Here is a 24261-nt window from a genome sequence, read left to right as displayed (position 1 = left end):
TGAATACGCTCTGGCACATGGCCGACTCCACAGCGTCCGCGGACCCCGCGGCACAACCCCTCGCCGACCGCCCCGTGTACGTCATCGGTGGCGGCCCGGGCGGTCTCGCGGTGGCGCACGCGCTGCGCGCGCAGGGCGTACGCGCCGTCGTGCTCGAGAAGTCCGAGCGCGTCGGGGCGTCCTGGCGACGGCACTACGACCGGCTCCATCTGCACACCACGCGACGGCTGTCCGGGCTGCCGGGGCTGCCGATGCCGCGCTCGTTCGGGCGGTGGGTGTCGCGCGACAACGTGGTGCGGTACCTGGAGAAGTACGCCGAGTACCACCAGCTGGAGATCGTCACGGGCGTCGAGGTCTCCCGCGTGGAGCGCTCCGCCGACGGCACCGGCTGGCTGCTGCACGCCACCGGCGGGCGCGAGCTGACCGGCAGCGCGGTCGTCGTCGCCACCGGCTACAACCACACACCGCATGTGCCGGACTGGCCGGGGCGGGACGCGTACAAGGGCGAACTCCTGCACGCGGGCGAGTACCGCAACCCCGCCCCCTACGCCGGACGTGACGTCCTCGTCGTCGGGGTCGGCAACACCGGTGCCGAGATCGCCGTCGACCTCGTCGAGGGCGGCGCCTCGCGCGTACGGCTCTCGGTGCGGACCGCGCCGCACATCGTGCGCCGGTCGACGGCCGGCTGGGCGGCCCAGTTCACCGGGATCCTCTGCCGGCGGCTGCCGGTCGGCCTGGTGGACCGGATGGCCGGACCGCTGGCCAAGGTCAGCGTGCCCGACCTGTCGGCGCAGGGGCTGCCGCGGCCCGACACCGGGCTGTACTCCCGTGTGAACGAGGGGGCCATCCCCGTGCAGGACGTCGGCCTCATCGATGCCGTCCGCAAGGGGCGCGTCGAGGTCGTCTCCGCGGTCGACGGCTTCGAGGACGGCAAGGTCGTCCTCGCGAACGGCGACCGGATCGCCCCGGACGCCGTAATCGCCGCGACCGGCTACCGACGCTCCCTGGAGGGCGTGGTCGGCCACCTCGACGTCCTGGACACCCGGGGCCGCCCGGTCGTCCACGGCCCCCGCACCCCGAAGAACGCCCCCGGCCTCTACTTCACCGGCTTCACCAACCCCATCAGCGGCATGCTCCGAGAACTCTCCATAGACGCCGAAAAAATCGCCAAGACGATCACCCGGGATAGGGACCAAAGGCTCCCATCCCGCATCACACACTGACCCGCGCCCCTTTTAGGGGCGCGGGGAACCGCGCAGTCTTTTGGTTTTTTCGGGGGCGCGGGGAACGGCGCAACCCTTTCGCTTTTAGGGGCGCGGGGAACTGCGCAATCCCTTCGCTTTTAGGGGCGCGGGGAACTGCGCGCTCAGCCACGATGCACCCGCGCTTACAAACCGGCCTCAGGCCCCCCTTCAAGGGGCGCGGGGAACTGCGCAATCCCTTCGCTTTTAGGGGCGCGGGGAACTGCGCGACCGGCCCCCACCGGCCCGCAGCCAAAGAACAACCCCTCCCCGCCCCCGCGGAGCGCCTAGTTCACAACCAGGCTTGCCGAGTTGTTAGCACCATCCGGATCGAACGGAAAACCATCACCCCGCTCCGGGCGAACCGTCACCGCCCCACTCGCCCCGGCCACCACAGAGTCCACCCGCAGCCTGAACGAATACGTACGCTCCGCACTCTCCGAAACCCAGTACGGCAGGTTGCACACATAACGCGGGGCCCCCGTGGACCCCGGGTAGTAACCACCGTCCAGCGTCCGCGGGAAGCAACCGGACGGCACTCCGGTCACCGTCGTGCCCTGCGGAACGCGCAGGTCGACACTGGCCACCGGGTCACCGGAACCGAGGTTGCCGACCCAGGCCGGCCCGTTGTTCCGGAAGGCGATCGAGGCCGTCACCGTTTCGCCGACGGCGCCGGAGACCGCGGCACCGCGCACCGCGAAGTCCGCCGTGTTGGCGGCCCCGATCTGCAGCGCCACGTAGTTGTCGTCGTTCCAGAGGTCGGTGGCACCGCCACCGGGCTCGACGCTCAGGTCCAGCCGCTCGTTGAACGCGTGCTCCGCGATCGCCACCTTCAGCGGCTCGGGCAGCTCGAACGACTCACCGGGCGCGAGGACTTCGTCGAACGTGCAGGTTGCGTGCGCGACCGGAACGACGTCGGTGTACTCGCACTCGGGGTACGTCGACACGAAGTCGAGCCCGTAGGACGCGTACATCGTCAGCGTGAAGCCGTTCGACGCCTCGTTGCCCTTGTTGGACAGCGCGAACGGGATCGTCTCGGTCGTCCCCGGCTCGGTCTCGCCGATAGGCGGCTCGTCACGGATCGAGAGGTCGGGGCCCGACGCCACCGTGAGCGTCGTGTCGAAGCTGTCCTGCGGCGCCACGAGGGTGCCGTCAGGACCGCCGGTCGCGGTCGCCTCGTACGTGATCCGCCCCTGCGCACCGCCCGCGGCGCCGTCGGCCGCCCGGACCTGCAGATGGATCTGGTGGTTGTCGCCCTCCCCGACGACGGGCACGTCCGGTACGACGCACACGGCGGTCGTACCGCTCGGCGTGCAGTTGTCCGGCCAGGTCACTTCAGCGACCCCGGCGAGCCCCGAGATGTCCACGGTGAGCCTGCCGTCGGTCACGGTGAAGTTGCTGTTGTCGTGGTACAGGCCCAGGTCGAGCGTCCGGTTCGGTGGCTCACCGCCGTCCGTGCCGAGCGGCAGGCTCTGCTCGTACGGTGAGTTGATCCACAGCTGGTCGGTCTCCGGTTCGTCGGCGGCTGCGGGCAGGGCCAGGCCCACTGTCAGCAGGCCGGCCATCGCACCGGCACAGGCTCCGAGGCGCAGGGTGCGCCGGACGGAGTCGGGTCTCATGTCTCCCCCAAGGGACTCGGTCAAGGACTCGGTCAAGGGACTTGGTCGGTGTCTCCTTCGACATGTGCAACATCTAGACCAGCGTGGGTGGTTGAAGGTTGCGCCCGGACTGTGCGGAACCTGTGCGCCCCGTCCAGGACCGGATACACCGGACCGGATGTGCCGGACCGGGCGCGTTCCCGGGCAGGCCCCGCCGGGTACAAACCCTGTGCTCGCCACAAGTTCTTTGCGTGCAGACCAGTTCCTGACATGGCGTCAGTTAAGTAATCTGACACTGCGTCAGTTAATGGCAGCCACACAGGAGCGGGCGGACCGATGCTTGGATCAACCCACGGCACCCTCACCACCGACTCCCGCCGGGCCCGCGTCATCGCCTGCGGCGAGCAACCGGCCCCTGCCGTGCACGGCAGGCCCGCCGCCACCGACGACCTCGACGTCAGCGGCCGGCCGCTGTACGCCGGCGTACCCGATCTGGACCGCTTCTTCCGCCCCGAGTGCGTGGCCGTCGTGGGCGCCTCGGACGCCGAGGGGCGGCCCAACACCGGCATCACGCGTCAACTGCTCACCTGGGCCGAGCGGGTCGGCGCGCGGCTGTATCCGGTGCATCCGACGCGTGAGTCGGTCTTCGGCATTCCGTGCGTCGCCGCCGTCGGGGATCTGCCCGAACAGGTCGATCTGGCCGTGCTGTTGGTGTCCGACCCGCTGCCCGTGATCGAGGAACTCGCCGAGACCAAGGTGAAGTTCGCGGTCGCGTTCGCCTCCGGGTTCGCCGAGACGGGTGCGGACGGAGCCGCCGCGCAGGCCCGGCTGGCCGCCGCCGTGGAACGCTCCGGGCTGCGGCTGCTCGGGCCGAACACCAACCTCAATGCCTTTGAGAGGTTCCGCGATGATCTGGACGGCCCCGCGATCGCGCTGATCACCCAGTCAGGACACCAGGGGCGTCCCGTCTTCACCATGCAGGAGCTGGGCGTACGGCTCTCGCACTGGGCCCCCACCGGCAACGAGGCCGATCTGGAGAGCGCCGACTTCATCTCCTACTTCGCCGAGCAGCCCGAGGTCGGGGCCATCGCCTGCTACGTCGAGGGGCTGAAGGACGGGCGGTCCTTCCTGCTCGCCGCGGACCGGGCGGCGCGGCGTGGAGTGCCGGTGGTTGCGGTGAAGGTCGGCCGCACCGAGACCGGCGCCCGTACGGCCGCCTCGCACACCGGCAAACTGACCGGCGCCGACGCGGTGGTGGACGCGGCGATGCGGCAGTACGGGGTGATCCGGGTCGACGGGCTCGACGAACTCCAGGACACGGCCGCGTTGTTGGCGCGTGCCCGTCCCCCGTCCGCCGACGGTGTGGTCGTCTACTCCATCTCGGGCGGCACCGGTGCGCACTTCTCGGACCTGGCGTCGGAGGCGGGGCTGTCGCTCCCCAGGTTGTCGCCCGGCAAGCAGGCCGAGCTGCACGAGTGGATCCCCGAGTACCTGGACGTGTCCAACCCCGTCGACAACGGCGGGCATCCGGTGGGCGACTGGCGCGGCCGGAAGATCATCGACGCGATTCTGGCGGACCCGGCGGTGGGGGTGCTGATCTGTCCGATCACGGGCCCGTTCCCGCCGATGAGCGACAAGCTGGCGCGGGATCTGGTGGAGGCGGCGGAGGAGACGGACAAGCTGGTGTGTGTGGTGTGGGGTTCGCCGGTCGGCACGGAGGCCGCGTACCGGGAGACGCTGCTCGGGTCGTCCCGCGTGGCCACCTTCCGTACGTTCGCGAACTGCATCACTGCGGTACGGGCCCATCTGGAGCACGCGCGGTTCTCCTCGTTCTACCGCTCGCCGTTCGACGAGGCGCCGCGTACGTCGTCGCCCTCGTTCCGCAAGGCGCAGGCGCTGATGCGGCCGGGGCAGCAGTTGAGCGAGCACGCGGCGAAGCAGTTGCTTCGGGCGTACGGGATACGCGTGCCGCGGGAGCAGTTGGTGACGAGTGCCGCGGCGTCCGTGCGGGCGGCCGGGCTCGTCGGCTATCCCGTGGTGATGAAGGCGTCCGGTGCGCAGCTCGCCCACAAGACCGAACTCGGGCTGGTGAAGATCGGGTTGACCTCGGCGAGTCAGGTCCGGGACGCGTATCGCGACCTGACGGACATCGCGCGGTACGAGGATGTGCCGCTCGACGGGGTGCTCGTGTGCCAGATGGTCGAGCCCGGTGTCGAGATGGTCGTGGGGGTCACGCAGGACGCGCTGTTCGGGCCTACGGTGACGGTGGGGTTGGGCGGGGTGCTCGTGGAGGTGCTGCGGGATACGGCTGTGGGGGTGCCGCCGTTCGGGGAGGATCAGGCGCGGTCGATGCTTTCTGAGCTCCGCGGGCGGGCGCTTCTGGACGGTGTCCGCGGGCGCCCTCCGGCGGACCTCGACGCGCTCGTCGAGGTCGTCCTCCGCGTCCAGCGCATGGCGCTCGAACTGGACGGGGAGCTGTCCGAGCTGGACATCAACCCGCTGATGGTGCTGCCTCGGGGGCAGGGGGCGGTGGCGTTGGACGCGCTGGCGGTATGCCGCTGAGGGGTGGCTTGCGGTGGTGTGTCGTCTGCGGGTGGGTGGGGGCTGATCGCGCAGTTCCCCGCGCCCCTAAAAGCCGCGCCAGCCGCCCGCCGCCGAGTCGGGCCCGCGCCGGGGCATCCGATCGCAGCTGTGTCATCCCGAACCATCAACTCACCCACAGGAGGTCGTGCTGCGATCGGAAACCCCAACACGCCCCCTGCGGCCGGAGGGCGACCGCCGCTGAGTGGGGCCACTGGAGAGAGGGGCCTACGCCCCTGCTTTTTTAGGGGCGCGGGGAACTGCGCGCTAAGCCACGACGCACCCGCACGTACGCACCCGGCCTCAGGCACGCTGATCAGGGGCGCGGGGAACGGCGCAATCTTTTCGCCTTTCAGGGGCGCGGGGAACTGCGCAGTCTTTTGGCTTTTAGGGGCGCGGGGAACGGCGCAATCTTTTGGCTTTTAGGGGCGCGGGGAACTGCGCGACCAGCCACACGCAACCCGCACTCACCCACAACCGGATCGGACACCCCTTGATACTCCACACCACCACCAACCACGTCTCATGGATCACCCTCAACCGCCCAGAAGCCATGAACGCCCTCACCCCCGACCAACGCGACCACCTGATCCGGCTGTTCGAGGAAGCCTCCGCGGACCCGGACGTACGGGCGATCGTCCTCACGGCCACAGGCCGTGGATTCTGCGCGGGCGCAGACCTCCGCGGCGGCGGCCCACGAACGGACCGAGTGGCCGGAGACGTGGCCCGAGTCATCAGGCAGGGAGCCCAACGCCTGATCACCGCGATCCTGGACTGCGAGAAACCGGTGATCGCGGCGGTGAACGGCACCGCGGCCGGCATAGGCGCCCACCTCGCCTACGCCTGCGACCTGGTCATAGCCGCAGAATCGGCAAGGTTCATAGAGGTGTTCGTACGCCGCGGCCTAGTCCCGGACGGCGCCGGCGCCTACCTCCTCCCCCGCCTGATAGGCCCCCAGCGGGCAAAGGAGCTGATGTTCTTCGGCGACGCCCTGACCGCCGCGGACGCGGAACGTCTGGGGCTGGTCAACCGAGTCGTACCGGATGAGGAGTTGGAGAAGGCGGCCCGCACCTGGGCCGAACGCCTCGCCGCCGGACCCACCCGCTCGATCGCCCTGACCAAGCAGTTGGTGAACGCGTCCCTGGACACCGACCGCTCGACCGCCCTCACCGCCGAGGCCACCGCACAGGAGATCAACATGACGACGGCGGACGCGGGGGAAGGGGTGGCGTCGTTCATGGAGCGCAGGGGACCGGAGTTCCACGGCCGCTGAGCCCCGCCGGGGCCGAGCGCGCTCGTGAGAAGCCCTTCCAATCTGACACCCCGTCAGCTTCAATGGACAATGTGATGGGACACGCAGGAATGGCGGCCGCGGCCGTCCGCTATCTCAGGTCGGCCGGAGCCCCGAACACCACGGGCCGGGTCGAACCGCTCCCACGCCCGGACCTGCGCGCGGTCGGCGACGACGAACGCGCACCGATCGACCCGGCCGAATTCCGCCGCGTACTGGGCAACTTCGCCACGGGCGTGACCGTCGTGACCGCACCTGCGGGCGGCGCCGAAGACGACCCCGCGGGGCCGGCCGGCTTCGCCTGTCAGTCGTTCTCCGCCCTGTCCCTCGACCCGCCGCTGATCGCGTTCATGGTCGCGCGTACGTCGACGACCTGGCCGCGTATCGCCCGCGCGGGCGTCTTCTGCGTCAACATCCTGGGCGCCCACCAGGGCGACCTGTGCCGCGGCTTCGCGGTGAGCGGCGCCGACAAGTTCGCCGGAGTTGCACATGACCCGGCTCCGGTCTCCGGCTCGCCGCGCCTCGTCGGCGCCCCCGCCTGGATCGACTGCACGATCCACGCCGTTCACACGGGCGGCGACCACCTGATCGTGGTCGGCAGGGTGGACGCCCTGGGCACGGCGGACGGCGACGGCTCGCCCCTGCTGTTCCACCGCGGCCGGTTCGGCCGCCTCACGGATTGAGGGCTCTCGCCCGCCTCGTACGCGTACGTAGTCAGGCGAGAGCCGGGCTCGCCGCCGGCGGGCGCCTCCGGATCACCAACGCCATCAGCGCCGCCGCGGCGCACAGCGCGCCCGAGGCGTACCACATGACGTCGTACGAGCCGAAGGTGTCGCGGGCCACGCCGCCGAGGAAGGCTACGAGGGCGGCGCCGACCTGGTGGGAGGCGAGGACCCAGCCGAAGACAATGGCGCTGTCGTCGCCGTAGTGCTCGCGGCACAGGGCGATGGTGGGCGGGACCGTGGCGACCCAGTCGAGGCCGTAGAAGATGATGAAAAAGATCATCGGCGGGTGGACCGAGGGGGCCAGCAGAAGGGGGAGGAAGAGGAGGGAGATGCCTCGCAGGGCGTAGTAGACGGCGAGTAGGCGGCGCGGGTCGAAGCGGTCCGTGAACCAGCCCGAGGCGATCGTGCCGACGACGTCGAAGACGCCGATGACCGCGAGGAGCGACGCGGCCGCCGTGATCGGCATACCGTGGTCGTGGGCGGCGGGCACGAAGTGTGTCTGGATCAGGCCGTTGGTCGAGGCCCCGCAGATCGCGAAGGTGCCGGCGAGCAGCCAGAACGGGCCGGTGCGCGCGGCCGAGAAGAGGACCTTCACGGTGCGTCGTGCCGCGCCGGGCACGGGCGGCGGCTTCTCGACGAACTCCGTTGCCCCGTACGGCTTCAGGCCCACGTCCGCCGGGTGGTCGCGCAGCAGCAGCCATACGAAGGGGACGACCGCGAGGGCCGCCAGGGCGACGGTGACGGCCGCCGGACGCCAGTCGTGCTCCGAGACGATCCAGGACAGCACCGGCAGGAAGATCAGCTGGCCGGAGGCGGAGGCGGCGGTGAGGATGCCCGTGACCAGGCCGCGCTTCTCGGTGAACCAGCGGTTCGTGACGGTGGCGGCGAAGGCAAGGGCCATCGAGCCGGAGCCGAGCCCGACCAGCAGGCCCCAGCACAGCAGCAGCTGCCACGCGGTCGTCATCCACACCGTCGCGCCGGAGCCGACCGCGATCACGATCAGGGCGGCGGCGACCACCCGGCGGATGCCGAACCGGTCCATCAGCGCCGCGGCGAAGGGTGCTGTCAGCCCGTACAGCGCGAGGTTGACGGAGACCGCGAGCCCGATCGTGCCGCGCGACCAGTGGAACTCCTGGTGCAGCGGGTCGATCAGCAGCCCCGGCAGCGAACGGAATGCCGCGGCCCCGATGATCGTCACGAACGTCACGGCGGCGACGAACCAGGCCCGGTGTATTCGACGCCGGTGGCGCTGACCGACCACGGACTCCTGTTCGGCTGCGGATCCGTCCGCGACTGCGTCTGCGTCTGCGTCTGCGGCATCGGTTGTCTGTGTCACGTCATAGAGCTTCCGGCCTGCGAACTCTTCTAACGAGTGGCCGGAAGGACAGCATTAGATAGAATCGGGCCATGGCTCCGTTCCAGCCCCATCGTGTTGTCGTCCTCGCCCTGGACGGGCTCCTCCCCTTCGAGCTGGGGATCCCGCAGCGGATCTTCGGCCGTGCCAAGGACTCCGAGGGCCGCCACCTGTACGAGGTGGTGACCTGCTCGATCCGGCCGCCGGGCCGGGTCGAGGCGGAGGCGGACTTCTCGATCCTCGTGGAGAACGGCCCGGAGGCCCTCGCCACCGCCGACACCGTCGTCGTTCCGGCCTCGTACGAACTCGGCCCGGTGCACGACGAGGGCGTCCTCACGGACGAACTGGCGGCGGCCCTGGCGCTGATCCGGCCGGGCACGCGGCTCGTCTCCATCTGCACGGGCGGGTACGTGCTCGCCGCCGCCGGATATCTCGACGGCCGCCCGGCGACCACGCACTGGGCGTCCGCCGAGCACTTCCAGCGGATCTTCCCGAAGGTGCGGGTGGACGCGGACGTGCTGTTCATCGACGACGGTGACGTGCTGACGTCCGCCGGCGTCGCGGCCGGGATCGACCTGTGCATCCACATCGTGCGCCGCGATCACGGGACGGCGGTCGCCAACGAGGTGGCCCGCCGTACGGTCGTGCCGCCGCACCGGGACGGCGGGCAGGCGCAGTACATCCAACGCCCTGTTCCCGAGCCCCAGTTGGCATCCACGACCGCTGCCCGTGCCTGGGCGCTGGCGCGTCTGCACGAGCCGATCCAGTTGCGTGACATGGCCGAGCAGGAGTCCATGTCGGTGCGCACCTTCACCCGCCGCTTCCGCGAGGAGGCAGGCATCAGCGCCGGCCAGTGGCTCACCCAGCAACGCGTCGAACGAGCCCGCCACCTCCTGGAATCCACCGACCTCTCCATCGACCAAATCGCCCACGCCGCAGGCTTCGGCACCCCCCAATCAATGCGCCAACACCTCCAATCAACCCTGGGCGTAACCCCCACGACTTATCGCCGAACATTCCGCTGACCGACCGACTTCCTTCGCCCCCGCCGCCCCTACCCATTCCCGTCCCTACTCGGGGGCGCTGCCCCCGAACCCCCGCTCCTCAAACGCCGGAGAGGCTGAACTACCCAAGGGCCGAGATACCCAAGGGGCGCGGGGAACTGCGCGACCAGCCACAGCCGGACCCGCACGTTCGTCTCAGCCCGTCCGGCGTTTGAGGACGAGCGCGTTCAGCGCGATACGGGGGTTCGGGGGCGGAGCCCCTGAGGAAGTGACGGGAATGGGTAGGGGCGGCGGGGGCGAAATTCCTCCGGGGATCCCCGCGCGTGGCTCAGAACGTAAGAACGGCGCGGGCCACCCGCCCGGCCCCCGCATCGGCCGCAGCCTTCTCGAAGTCCTCCACCGGATACGTCTCCGTCACCAACTCGTCCAGCAACAACCGCCCCTCCAGATACAGCTGCGCATACAGCGCAATATCCCGCTGAGGCCGAGAAGACCCATACCGACACCCAAGAATCGACTTGTCCAAATACATCGACGAGACAAGAAAGGACGCCTCGGCCGTAGCCGCCGGAACCCCGAGCAGAACCGCCTGCCCATGCCGATCGAGAAGGTCAACGGCCTGCCGGACCAGCTCCACCCGCCCCACACACTCGAAGGCATGATCGGCGCCCGTGGGAAGAATCTCCCGCACCCCCTCCGTCGAAGACAGGAAGTGCGTCGCCCCGAACCGCCGGGCCACCCCCTCCTTCGCCGGATTCGAGTCCACCGCCACCACGGTCAGCGCCCCGGCGATCCGCGCCCCCTGAATCACATTGAGCCCGATCCCACCGGTACCGATGACGACGACGCTGTCCCCGCGATCCACCCGCGCCCGGTTGAGCACGGCCCCGACCCCCGTCAGCACCCCGCACCCGATGAGGGCGGCGGAGGTCATCGGAATGTCCTCGGGGATCCGTACGGCCTGCACGGCCTTCACCAACGTCCGTTCCGCGAAGGCGGAGTTGGACGCGAACTGGTACAACGGCTGCCCGGCCCGGGTGAACGGCCGCTGCGGCATCCCGATGGCCTTGCGGCACATGGTGGGCCGCCCCCGGTCGCACTCCGCGCACGTACCGCAGTTCGCGAGTGTGGACAGGGAGACATGGTCTCCGGGCCGGACATGGGTGACGCCCGCACCCACCGCCTCCACGACCCCCGCACCCTCATGGCCGAGGACCACGGGTACGGGGAAGGGTATGGTCCCGTCCACCACGGAGAGATCGCTGTGGCACAGCCCCGCCGCGGAGATCGCCACCAGCACCTCACCGGGCCCCGGCTCCCGTATCTCCAGGTCGTCGACCACCTGGGTCTGCTTCCCATCGAAGATCACACCCCGCATGGCGCCCACCTCAACCCTTCGGTTCCCTGGGAAGGCCGAGCACCCGCTCGGCGATGATCGTGCGCTGAACCTCGTCCGAACCGCCGTAGATCGTGTCGGCCCGGCTGAACAGGAACAGGTGCTGCAGCGCGTCCAGTTCATAAGGCGCCGAGGCCGACCAGTCCGCGGGCCCCACCGCCGCCCCCGCGCCCCGCACCCGCACCGCCAGCTCCCCGAGCCGCTGATGCCACCGCCCCCACAGCAGCTTGGCCACACTGGGCGCGCCCTGGACCTGGACCTGGTCCGCCGAACTCCCCAGCGTCCGCAGCGCGTTCCACCGCATGACACGCAACTCGGCCCACTGGCGCACGAGACAGTCCCGTACGACGGGATCGTCCACCGCGCCCGTCGAGACGGCCGCCTCCACGACCCGCCCCAACTCCTGGGCGAAGCCGATCTGCTGGGCGAGCGTGGAGACGCCCCGCTCGAAGCCGAGCAGACTCATCGCGACCTGCCACCCGTTGCCCTCGCCCCCGACGACGTGCTCCACGCGCGCGTGCGCCCCGTCGAAGAAGACCTCGTTGAACTCGCTCGTCCCCGTCATCTGACGAATCGGCCGCACCTCAATCCGCCCCGGCTGGTCCATCGGTACGAGCAGAAAACTCAGCCCGCGATGCCGCCGCGACCCCGCCTCCGTACGCGCCAGCACGAAACACCAGTCCGCCTCGTGGGCGAGCGAGGTCCAGATCTTCTGCCCGGTGACCCGGTACACGCCCGCGTCACCGTTCCGCACGGCCTCTGTACGAATGCCCGCGAGGTCCGACCCGGCCCCCGGCTCGCTGTACCCCTGACACCAGAGCTCGTCACCGGACGCGATCGCGGGCAGAAACCGGGACTTCTGCTCCTCGCTGCCATGAGCGATGAGGGTGGGGGCAAGAAGGTTCTCCCCGATGTGCCCAGAGCGCGGAGGGGCCGCCGACCGCGCGTACTCCTCGGCCCACACAACCTGCCGACCGAGCCCGGCCGGCCGATTCCCATACCCACCCTCCCCCCACCCGAGCCCAATCCACCCGGCTTCACCGAGCGTCCGTTCCCACGCTCCGCGTTCCCCGGCTCCGGTTCCGGTTCCGGCTACGTGCTCGGCCAGCCAGGCACGCGCTTCGGCCCGAAACGCCGCGTCCTCCAACGTGAACCCGAATTCCAAGGTGCCCTCCCACCGCCCCTCAAGGGGCGCGGGGAACTGCGCGACCAGCCACAGCCAACCCGCACCCGCCGACCACCCCAGCCCCTACGGCGCCTTCTTCGCGGAGCGAGCCGCGCGAGCCATCTCCTCCACCTGCTCAAGCAACGGCATCGGATCCACCCCCACCGTCCCCGGCAGAAAGTCCGCGATCCGCTCCGGCGTCCACGCCGCCCCCTCCGCATACCCCGAACGGAGTTCCCTCGGCTGCGCCCACACCGCGATCTTCGGCCCGGCGATCGTGTAGACCTGCCCGGTGATCCGCTCCTCCCGAGCCCGCTCGGACAGCAGGTACACCACGAGCGCGGCAACGTCCTCGGGCTCGCCGATCTCCTTCAACTCCATCGGCACGTTCGCGGACATGCGCGTACGCGCGACGGGCGCGACCGCGTTCGCGGTGACCCCGTACTTGTGGAGCCCCAGCGCGGCGCTCCGCACGAGCGAGATGATCCCGCCCTTCGCGGCGCTGTAGTTGGCCTGGGAGACGGACCCCTGGTGGTTGCCGCTGGTGAACCCGATGAGCGTCCCGGAACCCTGCCGCCGCATGATGGCGGAGGCGGCCCGGAAGACGGTGAACGTGCCCTTCAGATGCGTGGCGATGACCGGATCCCACTCCTCCTCGGACATGTTGAAGAGCATCCGCTCGCGGAGGATCCCGGCCACGCACACGACTCCGTCGATCCGCCCGTACGTCTCCAGTGCCGTGTCGACGACACGTTGTCCGCCCGTCATCGTCGAGATGTCGTCGGCGACGGCGATCGCGTCCCCGCCGGCCGCCTCGATCTCCTTGACGACGGCCTCGGCTATCTCGCTGGTCGGCTCGGCGCCCTCGATGGACACCCCGTAGTCGTTGACGACGACCCGTGCGCCCTCGGCCGCGGCGGCCAGCGCCACCGCGCGCCCGATGCCCCGTCCCGCCCCGGTCACGGCGACGACCTTGCCTGCCAAGAAGTTCCCCACGCCCCGGCCCCTTCCCGCAGTTTCTGACGGTCCGTTAGATTCGACTCAGATTCTACGACCCGTCAGATACCTGGAGACAAGCCCCGGGGAGCACTCATGTCGATGCCGGCCGAGTTCCACGAGATCGCCAAGCGCGTGAACAACTGGGGGCGTTGGGGCGCCGACGACGAGATCGGCACGCTGAACCTGATCACCGACGAGGTCGTGCGCGAGGCCGCCACGACCGTGCGCACGGGCCGCCGCGTCCCGCTCGCGCTCCCGCTCCGGGAGGACGGCGTGCAGACCGGCATGATCCCGGGCCGGGTCAACCCGCTGCACGCGATGGTGCAGATCAACCAGGAGCTGTTCGGACCCGGCACGGTCGCGTGCAGCGACGACGCCGTGACCATGGGCCTCCAGGCGGCCACCCACTGGGACGCCCTGACCCATGTCTCACACTCGGGGAAGATCTACAACGGCCGCCCCGCGACCACCGTCACGGCCCACGGCGGCGCCGAGTTCAGCGGCATCGACAAGCCCCGCCACATCGTCTCGCGCGGCATCCTCCTGGACGTGGCCCGCGCACTCGGCAAGGACCGCCTCGACGGCGGCCACGCGGTGACCCCGGAAGACCTGGAAGCGGCCGAGGAACTGGCCGGGACGAAGGTCCGCGCGGGCGACATCGTTCTCGTACGCACCGGTCAGATCCAGCTCTATCTGGCCGGCGACAAGCACGCGTACGCGTTCCCGTCGCCCGGCCTGTCCGTCCGCACCCCGGAGTGGTTCCACGCACGCGATGTGGCCGCCGTCGCGAACGACACCCTCACCTTTGAGATATTTCCGCCCGAAATAGAGGACTTGTGGCTTCCCGTGCACGCCCTCGACCTGGTCGAAATGGGCATGCTCCAAGGTCAGAACTGGAATCTCGAAGAGTTGTCCACAGCCTGTGGAGAACTTCGCCGGCATACGTTCCTGCTGTCGGCGATGCCCGAACCGTTCGTCGGCGCCACTGGAACACCCGTGGCACCCGTCGCGATCCTGTGAGGCACCCCGCCGGCCCTGCCTGTTGAGGGTCGGCTGGCGGCGCGCCTCCCCCACAGTCGGCCGCGCCCGGGCGAGGGACCCCACCTCACCCCTGGCACGACACCGCGCGCCGCCATCCGGCTCCGGCGTACCCGCCCTGCTCCCGACCCTGGAGGAGCCGACGCCGATCGCGACCCACGCTCGCCAAGGGCTCCCGTCACCGGAACCCTCGCCGTCCCCTCACGGCGAATCGCTGACCACAAGCGTGATCAAACGGACACGAATCGTCAACACCTGTTCGGGGATTCACGGCTTACGCCCCTCTTTGTACCGCGACGGGCGGAAGCACGGTACGGCGCATCGGGCAGCACGGGACGGATGGGGCGCGGGCCCCGTGCTTCTGTGCTCCGCCTGGGGGTCCGGGTGCCATGTGCGGGTCACGGGTGGCTGATCGCGCAGTTCCCCGCGCCCCTAAGGGGCGCGGCTGATCGAGCACAGAAGCCGACCACGCGGGTAAATGACCCGCTCGCCCCCGAAGGGACAACGCCCCGCTCAGACCACCTCGAACGCCAGGTCCCCGTACACGGCCGGAGCCGAGTCGCACGTCACCGTGGACGCCGCTGTCGCCGAACAGCGGTCCACCTCGCACCAGATGCGCTTGCCCGCGCCCTCGCTGCTCCAGCCCCAGCGGTCGGCGAGGCCGTCGACGAGTGCCAGGCCGCGGCCGTTGGTCTCGTCGCCGTCCGCGCACCGGGGGCGGGGCGGCCGGGCGCTGGCGTCGAGCACCTCCAGGCGGACGGTCGCCACAGCTTCCGCCACGGCACGCTCTCCGGCCGTGGGGCCCGTCGCGAGACTCGGCAGCGACAGGCGCAGCACGGCCGGACGGCCGGTGTGCACCACCGCGTTGGTGACCAGCTCGGAGACGAGCAGGATCAGGGTCTCGGCAAGCGGCTCATCGGCCTCTATCCCGGACCCCGCGAGCCGCGAACGGGCCCACCTCCGGGCCCGCCCCACCTCTGCGGGGTCGGGCCGGATCTCCAGCTGCACTTGAAGCACCTGCACCGCTCACACCATCCGAACCGGCGGACACATCGCCTCGCGCCTCGCAAGGGCCACGATCGTGGTCAGAAAAGGGTTCACGGAACGTGATTCCCTTAGGAGACAGCATGGTTGACGTACAGTCACCCCAACAAGCGCTTCGGGCATATTCCAGCGCGAAGGAGTACGCGTGCGGCATACTGTGCGACGCTCGTCACGGGGAGTCGAACAGGCAGGAACGGTCCTGCTTCCTGCCTCGCGAGCGGTACGCATCGCCGGATCCGGAGCTGCCTCAGGGGCAACACCGTGATGGCCCGGCCTCAGAACCACTCGCATCCCACACAAGGTACCGGAGCACGGCTCCGACTCCAGGCCGTGACGAGTCACGCATAGGACACAACCCGATATCAACGCTCGGTAATTCCGGTATGCCACGTTCAGTGACATCCGTCCGTTCGGGCCCGTTCCGTCATGCCACGATCGACGGCAATGATCGTGCACAGTTCATGTCCGGGGCCCTGGTGCGGCCGCCGCCAGATCCTCCGCGAGCGCTTCCTCGGCCTCGGCCGCACTCTGCCCGCGACGGGCCCGCAGCCAGGCACGTTTGAGGTGAAGGTGCACGTCGGACTCCCATGTGAAGCCCATGCCGCCGTGCACCTGGAGACAGTCGCGGGCGCCGCGCTCGGCGGCCTCGTCGGCCAGCAGTCCGGCCGCCGCGATATCGAGCGGATCGGCCGTGACAGCGGCCGCGTAGACCGCACCACGCGCCACCTCCACGCGCACCAGCATCTCGGAGCACAGGTGTTTCACCGCCTGGAAGGCCCCGATCGGCTGCCCGAACTGCTCACGGGTCCGGGCGTGTTGCACGGCCAGTTCGCAGGTGCGGGCAGCGGAGCCCAACTGCTCGGCGGCGGTCAGCAGCGCGGCCACCTGGTCGGGCGGCGCGGGGCGGGGCACCCGGTGCAGCGGAGTGAGCGGGTCCGCCGAGCGCATCGCGACGGCTCCGGTCACGTCTCCGCGTACGACGTCGGCCTCGTCCAGCCATTCGACGAGCGTGCCGTCGACGGCCGCGACCACGCTTTCGCCGGTGGCCGCTCCGGGCACCTCGCCGGCCGCGAGGTGCGTGGCCACGAGCGGTCCGGGCAGCAGCGCCCGGCCGGCCTCCTCGAAGGCGAGGACCGCCTCGGGGAGTCCCAGTCCGACCCCGCCCTCCGCCTCCGGCAGCCGCAGCGCGAAGAAGCCCGCCTCGCCCAACTCCCGCCAGAGCGCACGGTCGAGCCCCGGGGCGTCCACGGCGGCCCGCAACTGCTCCCGCCCGAAGCGCCGGGCGAGCAGTTCGCGTACCCCCGCCCGCAACGCCCGTTGATCATCAGTGAGTTGGAAATCCATACGGTCATCGCCCCTTCGGGAGGCCCAGGATCCGTTCGGCCACGATGTTCCGCTGGATCTGCGAAGTGCCGGCCGCGATGGTGTACGAGAGGGAGGACAGCCGGTCCAGCGTCCACCGGCTGTCGAGATCGAGCGCCTCGGGACCGAGCACGTCCGCGGCCGCGTCGTACAGATCCTGCCGCGCGCGCGAGTACCTCAGTTTGAAAACCGAACCCCCGACGCCCGGCACTCCGCCCGACCTCTCCGACTCGCTCACGTTCCACTGCGTGAGCCGCCACAGCGCACGGAACTCCGCGTTCAGACGACCGAGCCTTCGACGCAGCACCACGTCGTCCCAGCGGCCGTTCCTCCGCGCCTCGCGCGCGAGTTCGCCCAGGACGCGCCGGCAGGCCACCACCTCGCCCACGAAGGCCGTCCCGCGCTCGAAGGACAGCGTCACCATGGTCACGCGCCAGCCGTCGTTCTCCTCGCCGACCCGGTTGGCGACGGGCACCCGCACATCGTCGAGGAACACCTCGGCGAACTCGGTCGAACCCGCGAGCGTACGCAGTGGACGTACCGTGATTCCCGGCGCGTCCATCGGCATCGCGAGCCACGAAATCCCTCGATGCTTGGGCGCCTTCGCGTCCGTGCGCACCAACAGCTCGCACCAGTCGGCGACTTCCGCGTGGGAGGTCCAGATCTTGGAGCCGCTCACCACGTAGTCGTCGCCGTCGCGCCGCGCGCGCGTGCGCAGTGCCGCGAGGTCCGAGCCGGCGTCCGGCTCGCTGAACCCCTGGCACCACACCTCCTCGCCGCGCAGCACGGGCGGCAGCCAGCGCGCCCGCTGCTCGGCACTCCCCTCGGCCGCGATGGTGGGCCCGGCGTGCAGCAGCCCGACGAAATTGGCCCCTACGTAGGGCGCGCCCGCCTTCTCCGTCTCCTCCAGGAAGATCAGGTGCTGCGTGGGCGTGGCCCCGCGGCCCCCGGCGTCGACGGGCCAGTGGAGCCCCGCGTACCCGGCGTCGTACAGCATGCGCTGCCAGCCGAGGTCGTACGCGCGCCTGCCGGGCCAGTCGTCCGGCGAGGGCTTCGGGGGCAGCCCGGGGAGGACCTTCGCGAGCCACTCCCCCAGCCGCGCCCGGAACTCCTCCTCCTCGGGCGTGTAGGAGAGGTCCATTACTTGTCGAGGTCCAGGCCGAGCATGCGGATGGCGTTGCCGCGCATCAGCTTGTAGATCGTCTCGTCGTCGAGGCCCTTCACATGGTCGAGGGCGACCTCCTTGGTGTGCGGGAAGGTCGAGTCGACGTGCGGATAGTCGGTCTCGAAGGTCGCGTTGTCCCGCCCCACCACGTCCAGCGACGCGATGCCGTGCTTGTCGCGGAAGAAGCAGCAGAAGATCTGCCGGTAGTAGTAGGTGGAGGGCGGCTCGGGGATCAGGTCCCTGACCCCGCCCCAGGCCCGGTGCTCCTCCCACACGTCGTCGGCCCGCTCCAGGGCGTACGGGATCCAGCCCATCTGCCCTTCGGAGTAGGCGAGTTTGAGCTGCGGGAACTTCACCAGCACCCCGCTGAACAGGAAGTCCATCATCGAGGCCATGGCGTTGTTGAAGCTGAGCGAGGCCTGGACGGCGGGCGGGGCGTCCGGGGACGCGGCGGGCATCTGGGAGCTGCTGCCGATATGCATGTTGACGACCGTGCCGGTCTCCTGGCAAACCGCGAAGAACGGGTCCCAGTAGCCGGAGTGGATGGACGGCAGCCCGAGGTGGGTCGGGATCTCGGAGAAGGTCACGGCCCGCACGCCCCGGGCGGCGTTGTGCCGGATCTCGGCAACGGCAAGGTCGATGTCCCAGAGCGGAATGATGCACAACGGAATCAGCCGCCCCCCACTGTCCCCGCACCACTCCTCGACCATGAAGTCGTTGTACGCGCGCACGCAGGCCAGCGCGACCTCCTTGTCGTGCGCCTCGGCGAAGGTCTGCCCGCAGAACCGCGGGAAGGTCGGGAAGCACAGCGAGCCCTCGACATGGTTGGCGTCCATGTCCTTGAGCCGCTCGGCGGGATCCCAGCACCCCGGCCGCATCTCCGCACGCGTGATGCCCTCAAGGGTCATCTCGTCGCGGTCGAAGCCGACGGCGGCGATGTTGCGCTTGTACGGGAACTTGAGGTCCTCGTAGATCCACCAGTCGGTCGGCGGCCCGTCCGGGTCCATCGTGATCCGGTACTTGCCCGCCACATAGGCGAGTTCGCCGATCCCGGCCGTGAGCGGCTTGGGGCCGCGGTCCTGGTACTTCTTCGGCAGCCAGGTCTCGAAGAGGTTCGCGGGCTCGATCACATGGTCGTCGACGCTGATGATGCGGGGCAGTTCGGTCATGAGTCCCCTCCGCCTAGGCCAATCTCAATTATCTGACGGACCGTCAGTTGTTGCTCCCCTAGAAGGCTAGCCCCGCACCCCTGGACCGACAAGGCACCGAGCCCTACGCTCTCCAGCCAATCTGACTACCCGTCAGCTGTGAGGAGTACGGGCCATGACGACGGACACCGCACACGCACTGGGCTCCTCCCGCACCTTCTGGGAACTCGTCGAGCGTCGCGCCGCGCTCACCCCCGACCGCCCCGTCCTCCTCCAGGACGACCGCACGCTCACCTTCGAGGAGCTGCGCTCGGGCGCGGAGCGGACCGCGGCAGGCCTCCATGACCTGGGCGTACGCCCCGGCACGGTGGTCGCCTGGCAGCTGCCGACCCGCATCGAGACGGTCGTACTGGCGATGGCCCTGGCCAGGCTGGGGGCGGTCCAGTCCCCGGTGATCCCCTTCTACCGGGACCGCGAAGTCGCCTTCGCCGTAAGGGAGTCGGGGGCCGCCCATTTCGCCGTACCGGGCGAGTGGCGAGGCTTCGACCACACGGCGATGGCCGAACGCATCGGCGCACGCGGCATCTTCGAGGCGTACGACTCCCTCCCCGAGGGGAACCCGTCGGTCCTACCCCCGCCCCCCACCACGGGCACGGACGTGCGCTGGATCTACTGGACCTCGGGAACGACGTCCGACCCCAAGGGCGTACTGCACACGGACCGTTCACTGATCGCAGGCGGCTCCTGCCTCGCCCACGCGCTGCACCTGTCGGCCGACGACATCGGCTCGATCGCGTTCCCCTTCGCGCACATAGGGGGCCCCGACTACCTGGTCATGCTGCTGCTGTACGGCTTCCCGGCGGTCCTCTTCGAGAAGTTCGCGCTGCCGGACGCCCTGGAGGGCTACCGCAAGCACGGCGTGACGGTGGCGGGCGGCTCGACGGCGTTCTACTCGATGTTCCTGACCGAGCAGCGCAAACAGCCGGACACCAAACTCATCCCCACCCTGCGCCTCCTGGCGGGCGGCGGGGCACCGAAGCCACCGGAGGTGCACCACGCCGTCGTACGGGAGATGGGCGTCCGACTGACCCATGGATACGGCATGACCGAGGTCCCGATGATCACGATGGGCTCGCCGGACGACTCGGAGGAAAACCTCGCGACAACGGAGGGAAGGCCCCCGGAGGGCATGGAGATCCGGATCGTGGACGGGGAGGTGAGACTGCGAGGAGAGGCAGTCTGCACGGGCTACCTGAACCCCGCACAGACCACAGAGACCTTCGACGAGGACGGCTTCCTGATCACAGGAGACCTCGGACACCTCACACCCTCCGGCCACCTCGTCCTGACGGGCCGCCTGAAGGACGTCATCATCCGCAAGGGAGAGAACATCTCGGCGAAGGAGATAGAGGACCTGCTGCACCGCCACCCGGCGGTAGGAGACGTGGCGGTGATCGGCCTGCCGGACCCGGAACGCGGCGAACGCGTATGCGCGGTGATCGAACAACCGGAGAAGACCCCGCAGTTGACGCTCTCCGCCATCGCCGACTACCTACGCGCGGAAGGACTGTCCGTGCACAAACTGCCGGAGCAGCTGGAGCTGGTGGACGCCCTTCCGCGCAACGAGACCCTGCGGAAGGTGCTCAAGTACAAGCTCAGGGAGCGCTATTCGGGCACCGTGAAGTAGCGGGCGAAGGCGCTCACGATCTCCGGCTCGGTGACCCGGCCGTCGGAGTCCGCGTCGAGCGCGCCGGCCGCGGCGGTGGCGACGGCCTCGGGCGCGCCGAGGGCCTTGAGGGCCCGCGCGATCTCGTCGACGGTCGCCGCCGAGTCCCCGTCGCCGTCCGCGATGGCGAGCGCCGCGTCCAGGAAGGGGCGGGCGATCTCGGCGAACCGGTCGGGGTTGTCCCGCAGCCGCTTCACGGCGCCGCCCACGAACTCCTCGCGGGTGATCCGCTGGTCGCCGTCCCGGTCCGCGATTCCGGCCATGCCCTGCCAGAAGGCCTCCGCGCCGATGTAGAGGGCCTGGCCCTTGTCGGACCGGGCCGCCGTGCCGAACTCGGCGAGCAGCGCCTTGGTCGCCGCGTTGAAGTCCTCGCGGTCGATATAGCCGTTGCCGTCCTGATCGAAGGTGGCGAACCGGGCGGCGATCTTTCGCTCGTACTCGGTGCTGACCATGTCTTTTCGGGCCGCCTTACATCACGTGGGTACGTCTGGCAGGGAGCGTACGACGACGGGGGCCCTCGGGGAGCGGGAAAACGACGCTTGTGCCAAGACCGGGGGAATTCCGCGACAACCGTGTCGCGTAATCACGGGACGATCTTCCCCTCTGCGCGACCGGAACGTGACGCGAATCACGCCGAGAGGGAATCCGGCTCATCATCGATCGCAGCGCCGACATCGGGATACACGTCGAAGAGCCGGCGCACACCCAGGGCGCCCAGCACCCGGTTGACGTGGGATCCGTCCACGGCGCCCTGCGCGGGAAGGATCAAGCGGAGGCGCCCCTGGCAGGAGCGGAGCAGCCGCCGGGTCGCGATCAGCACCCCCACACCACTGGAGTCGCAGAACAGGACCCCGGAGAGATCGAGGACAAGACTGTGCCGCCCCTCGGCCACGGCGTCGTGCACGCGCTGCCGCAGCACCGGTGACGTCACCAGATCCATCTCGCCCGACACCCGGAGCACGGCCCAGCCGTGCTGCTCGCCGTCGGTCACCCTGAGCGTCACGCGACTGCCCCTCGCTCGACGTTGTTGGACCCTGACGGCCCGACGACGTCGGACCCGGAACCGGAAGTGGTCCTGTCATTTCCCTGGTGCGCGGCTGCCCCACCCTCACTCCATGAAACACCGGATGCGGAATCGAAGCGTGCCCCAGTTGGGCTGTTTCGGTCGAGAACGGTCTAGTACGGTCGATCCTGATCGGGCCAAGCCACGGCAGACACACGCACACCGTGAGGTGCCGCGCGCACAGCGTGATCGGAGCACTACCATCCGCAGCTCCGCGAGGGGCGCGCATTGCCACAAAGGGGCGTGCATTGTCAGGGGTGCCGACTACATTCGGGAGGAAGCCGGAGAGGAGAATCCGGTGGACACAGGGACAGGCGCACCGCACGACCGGGGGTGAGGGGCCGCATGACCAAGAAGGACACGCCGCCCCGCTGGGACCGCAAGATGCAACAGCGGCTCGCACGCGGGGAGGCGGCCGCACTCGGTGAGCTCTATGACCGATTCGCTTCGCTCGTGCACGGCCTCGCCCATCGCGTGCTCGGAGACGACCGGGCGGCCGACGGCGTCACCCGCGAGGTCTTCGCCCACGTCTGGGAGAACCCCGAGGCGTACGACCCCAAGCAGGGCCCCCTGCGCTCCTGGGTCGCCACACTGACCCACCGCCTCGCAGTCCAGCGCCTGCGCGCGACGGAGACCGCCGCACTCGCCCAGGACGGCTCGGGCAGCACCGAGGAACTGGAGCGCAAGGTCCGCCGCGCCTCGGTGGCGGCCCGCGCCGACTACATCGTCACGTCGATGCCGGCCCCGCTGCGCGCGGCCCTGGAGCTCGCCTACTTCCAGCGCCGCGACTACCGCCAGACCGCCGCCGACCTGGGAGTCACCGAGGACGAGGCCCGCCGCCGCCTGCGCCTGGGCCTACAGCTCCTGTCCACGGCCCACGACACGGGCCGGTCCGGAGGCGCCCGATGAGAGGCATCGAGGCACACGACGGCTACGGCGACCAGCCGGACCCGAAAGACCACAACAGCCAAGCGAACCCCCAAAACAACACCCCACCCCCGTCCAACAACCCGGGCGGACCATCAAACCCCAACCCCCCTCCCCCCAACCCCCCTGCCCCCAACACGGCCCGCACCCCCGACGAACCCCAACCCCCACGCATACCCATGCCACGCGCATCGGTAGAGGACACGGGCCTCCCTCTCCCCGAGCCGACACCGACCCCCCTCTTCCTCGAACACCGGGTTCTCAAGGCCCTGCTGGGCGCGTGGGCGCTGGCGGCCTGCTCCCCCGAGGAGACGACAGCGGTGGAGGACCATCTGGGCACGTGCGGCGCATGCGCGGACGAGGCACTGCGCCTGCGCGACGCGGTGGGCCTCCTGCACCCACCGGAGAGCCTCGACCTGGACCCCACCCTCCGCACCCGCGTCCTGGAAAGCTGCCTGGACCGCCGCCCGCCCCGCATCCCGGTCCCCGAATGGGCAACACCGTACGACGCGGAGACGGCCCGCCTGGACGCCCTCCTCCAGGACATCGGCGACGCCGAGTGGCACGCCCCCGTACGCCTGCGCTGGTTCGAGGGCGACGAACAGACCAGCCGCCGCACCACCGTCGCAGGCGTGATCGCCCATCTGCTCACCGTCGACGGCCTGGTAGCCCTGACCCTGGGCCTGGACGACCCCCTGGAAGCCCCTGCGGAGACCCCCACCCCCGCGGCCCGCACAGAGGCTTTCTGGACCACTTCACACTTCCCGCCCACCCGTTCCGTACGAACGCCCTGGCGCGAGCAGGCCCACAACCTGGTCCGCACGGTCGCCTTCGCGGGCGGCGGCTCCGGCCGCCTCCCGGTCTCGTACGGCGCCTTCGAACTCCCCCTGCGGGACTCGATGCTGGACCGCGCCTTCGAGACCTGGGTCCACGCGGGAGACATCGCCGAGGCGGTCGACTACCCCTACGAACCGCCGTCGCCCCGCCACCTGCACGCCATGATCGACCTGGGCGCCCGCATGCTCCCCACGGCCCTGGCCGCCCGCCGCCAGGCCGGCCTCGCCGCCCCCGGCCAGACCCGCCACCTGGTCCCGGCCGGCGCCCCCGGCCGCAGCCTCCGCCTGGAGATCGAGGGCCTGGGCGGCGGCGAATGGCTCATCCCCCTGGACTCCCCGGGCGCCCTGCCCTCCCCCGACCACGAGGTGGCGCACATAGCCCTGGACGGCGTCGAGTTCTGCCAACTGGCAGCAGGCCACGTACCACCGGAGGAAGCGGCAGCAGGCCAGCTCGGAGACCGAGAGGCAATCAGAGACGTCCTGTTCGCAGCAGCATCCCTGAGCCGCATGTAGCGCGCAGACCCCCGGCCCGCACCCGCCCCACACACGGGAGCGGGCCGTGCCGGTACGTCGAAAGTCCGCCGCATACGGCTCCTCCA

Annotated in this window: 20 protein-coding genes; 9 read left to right on the top strand and 11 right to left on the bottom strand. The window is 70.1% G+C overall.

Annotation, left to right across the window (positions count from 1 at the left end; genetic code table 11):
* Positions 1–17: 17 nt before the first annotated feature.
* The gene (locus tag ACFWXQ_RS36455) at positions 18–1223 is read left to right on the top strand and encodes a flavin-containing monooxygenase (RefSeq protein ID WP_383945713.1); all 1206 of its coding nucleotides are present in this window, start codon (positions 18–20) and stop codon (positions 1221–1223) included.
* Between the two features lie 305 nt (positions 1224–1528).
* On the opposite strand, the gene ACFWXQ_RS36450 is transcribed toward ACFWXQ_RS36455, so the two are convergent.
* Entirely contained in the window at positions 1529–2860 is a 1332-nt protein-coding gene (locus ACFWXQ_RS36450) for a hypothetical protein (protein ID WP_383945710.1), read from the bottom strand.
* Positions 2861–3175: 315 nt separating this feature from the next.
* Here ACFWXQ_RS36450 and ACFWXQ_RS36445 point away from each other — a divergent pair, with 315 nt between their 5' ends.
* The 3 genes from ACFWXQ_RS36445 (at position 3176) to ACFWXQ_RS36435 (ending at position 7393) form a co-directional block, all read left to right on the top strand.
* On the top strand, positions 3176–5401 hold the full coding sequence (locus tag ACFWXQ_RS36445; protein WP_383945707.1) for an acetate--CoA ligase family protein: 2226 nt from the start codon (positions 3176–3178) through the stop codon (positions 5399–5401).
* A 571-nt stretch (positions 5402–5972) separates the two neighbouring features.
* The gene (locus ACFWXQ_RS36440; protein WP_383945738.1) at positions 5973–6692 is read left to right on the top strand and encodes an enoyl-CoA hydratase/isomerase family protein; all 720 of its coding nucleotides are present in this window, start codon (positions 5973–5975) and stop codon (positions 6690–6692) included.
* Positions 6693–6766: 74 nt separating this feature from the next.
* Positions 6767–7393 (top strand): flavin reductase family protein, encoded by a 627-nt coding sequence (locus ACFWXQ_RS36435; protein ID WP_383945704.1) that lies wholly within the window; start codon positions 6767–6769, stop codon positions 7391–7393.
* A gap of 31 nt (positions 7394–7424) precedes the next feature.
* Here the strand turns inward: ACFWXQ_RS36435 and ACFWXQ_RS36430 are convergent, their stop codons facing one another.
* Entirely contained in the window at positions 7425–8771 is a 1347-nt protein-coding gene (locus ACFWXQ_RS36430) for an MFS transporter (RefSeq protein ID WP_383945701.1), read from the bottom strand.
* Positions 8772–8842: 71 nt separating this feature from the next.
* Here ACFWXQ_RS36430 and ACFWXQ_RS36425 point away from each other — a divergent pair, with 71 nt between their 5' ends.
* Complete coding sequence (locus ACFWXQ_RS36425) at positions 8843–9814, top strand: GlxA family transcriptional regulator (protein ID WP_383945698.1); 972 nt, start codon at positions 8843–8845, stop codon at positions 9812–9814.
* A 307-nt stretch (positions 9815–10121) separates the two neighbouring features.
* Here ACFWXQ_RS36425 and ACFWXQ_RS36420 read toward each other — a convergent pair whose 3' ends face one another.
* From ACFWXQ_RS36420 to ACFWXQ_RS36410, 3 genes are all read right to left on the bottom strand, one after another.
* On the bottom strand, positions 10122–11171 hold the full coding sequence (locus ACFWXQ_RS36420) for a Zn-dependent alcohol dehydrogenase (protein ID WP_383945696.1): 1050 nt from the start codon (positions 11169–11171) through the stop codon (positions 10122–10124).
* 10 nt (positions 11172–11181) lie between these two features.
* A complete protein-coding gene (locus ACFWXQ_RS36415) occupies positions 11182–12354 on the bottom strand; it encodes an acyl-CoA dehydrogenase family protein (protein ID WP_383945693.1) in 1173 nt (390 codons plus the stop codon).
* 84 nt (positions 12355–12438) lie between these two features.
* Entirely contained in the window at positions 12439–13350 is a 912-nt protein-coding gene (locus ACFWXQ_RS36410; RefSeq protein WP_383945689.1) for an SDR family NAD(P)-dependent oxidoreductase, read from the bottom strand.
* Positions 13351–13446: 96 nt separating this feature from the next.
* On the opposite strand from ACFWXQ_RS36410, the gene ACFWXQ_RS36405 reads away from it, so the two are divergent.
* Positions 13447–14373: a cyclase family protein gene (locus ACFWXQ_RS36405; protein WP_383945686.1), complete on the top strand. Its 927-nt coding sequence runs from the start codon at positions 13447–13449 to the stop codon at positions 14371–14373.
* A gap of 531 nt (positions 14374–14904) precedes the next feature.
* Here the strand turns inward: ACFWXQ_RS36405 and ACFWXQ_RS36400 are convergent.
* The 4 genes from ACFWXQ_RS36400 to ACFWXQ_RS36385 form a co-directional block, all read right to left on the bottom strand.
* Entirely contained in the window at positions 14905–15399 is a 495-nt protein-coding gene (locus ACFWXQ_RS36400) for an ATP-binding protein (protein WP_383945735.1), read from the bottom strand.
* A gap of 495 nt (positions 15400–15894) precedes the next feature.
* Positions 15895–16779: an acyl-CoA dehydrogenase family protein gene (locus ACFWXQ_RS36395; protein ID WP_383945683.1), complete on the bottom strand. Its 885-nt coding sequence runs from the start codon at positions 16777–16779 to the stop codon at positions 15895–15897.
* A gap of 4 nt (positions 16780–16783) precedes the next feature.
* Positions 16784–17938: an acyl-CoA dehydrogenase gene (locus ACFWXQ_RS36390; RefSeq protein WP_383945680.1), complete on the bottom strand. Its 1155-nt coding sequence runs from the start codon at positions 17936–17938 to the stop codon at positions 16784–16786.
* Positions 17938–19131, bottom strand: a complete 1194-nt coding sequence (locus ACFWXQ_RS36385; protein WP_383945677.1) for an amidohydrolase family protein — start codon at positions 19129–19131, stop codon at positions 17938–17940. Before ACFWXQ_RS36385 ends, ACFWXQ_RS36390 begins: the two co-directional genes overlap by 1 nt.
* Positions 19132–19285: 154 nt before the next feature.
* On the opposite strand from ACFWXQ_RS36385, the gene ACFWXQ_RS36380 reads away from it, so the two are divergent.
* Entirely contained in the window at positions 19286–20797 is a 1512-nt protein-coding gene (locus tag ACFWXQ_RS36380; RefSeq protein ID WP_383945674.1) for a class I adenylate-forming enzyme family protein, read from the top strand.
* Here the strand turns inward: ACFWXQ_RS36380 and ACFWXQ_RS36375 are convergent.
* Positions 20776–21288 (bottom strand): EF-hand domain-containing protein, encoded by a 513-nt coding sequence (locus ACFWXQ_RS36375; protein ID WP_383945671.1) that lies wholly within the window; start codon positions 21286–21288, stop codon positions 20776–20778. The genes ACFWXQ_RS36380 and ACFWXQ_RS36375 overlap by 22 nt on opposite strands.
* A 176-nt stretch (positions 21289–21464) precedes the next feature.
* Positions 21465–21839, bottom strand: coding sequence for an STAS domain-containing protein (locus ACFWXQ_RS36370; RefSeq protein ID WP_383945668.1), 375 nt, complete (start codon positions 21837–21839; stop codon positions 21465–21467).
* A gap of 405 nt (positions 21840–22244) precedes the next feature.
* Here ACFWXQ_RS36370 and ACFWXQ_RS36365 point away from each other — a divergent pair, with 405 nt between their 5' ends.
* Both ACFWXQ_RS36365 and ACFWXQ_RS36360 read left to right on the top strand, forming a co-directional pair.
* Positions 22245–22808 carry a sigma-70 family RNA polymerase sigma factor gene (locus ACFWXQ_RS36365; protein WP_383945665.1) on the top strand — a complete coding sequence of 188 codons (564 nt, stop codon included), beginning with the start codon at positions 22245–22247 and terminating at the stop codon, positions 22806–22808.
* Entirely contained in the window at positions 22805–24175 is a 1371-nt protein-coding gene (locus tag ACFWXQ_RS36360; protein WP_383945662.1) for a zf-HC2 domain-containing protein, read from the top strand. Before ACFWXQ_RS36365 ends, ACFWXQ_RS36360 begins: the two co-directional genes overlap by 4 nt.
* Positions 24176–24261: the final 86 nt, after the last annotated feature.

It is taken from the genome of Streptomyces sp. NPDC058697 (genome assembly GCF_042715345.1).
Taxonomy (GTDB): Bacteria; Actinomycetota; Actinomycetes; order Streptomycetales; family Streptomycetaceae; genus Streptomyces; species Streptomyces liliifuscus.
This window is presented reverse-complemented; position numbering and strand designations above follow the sequence as displayed.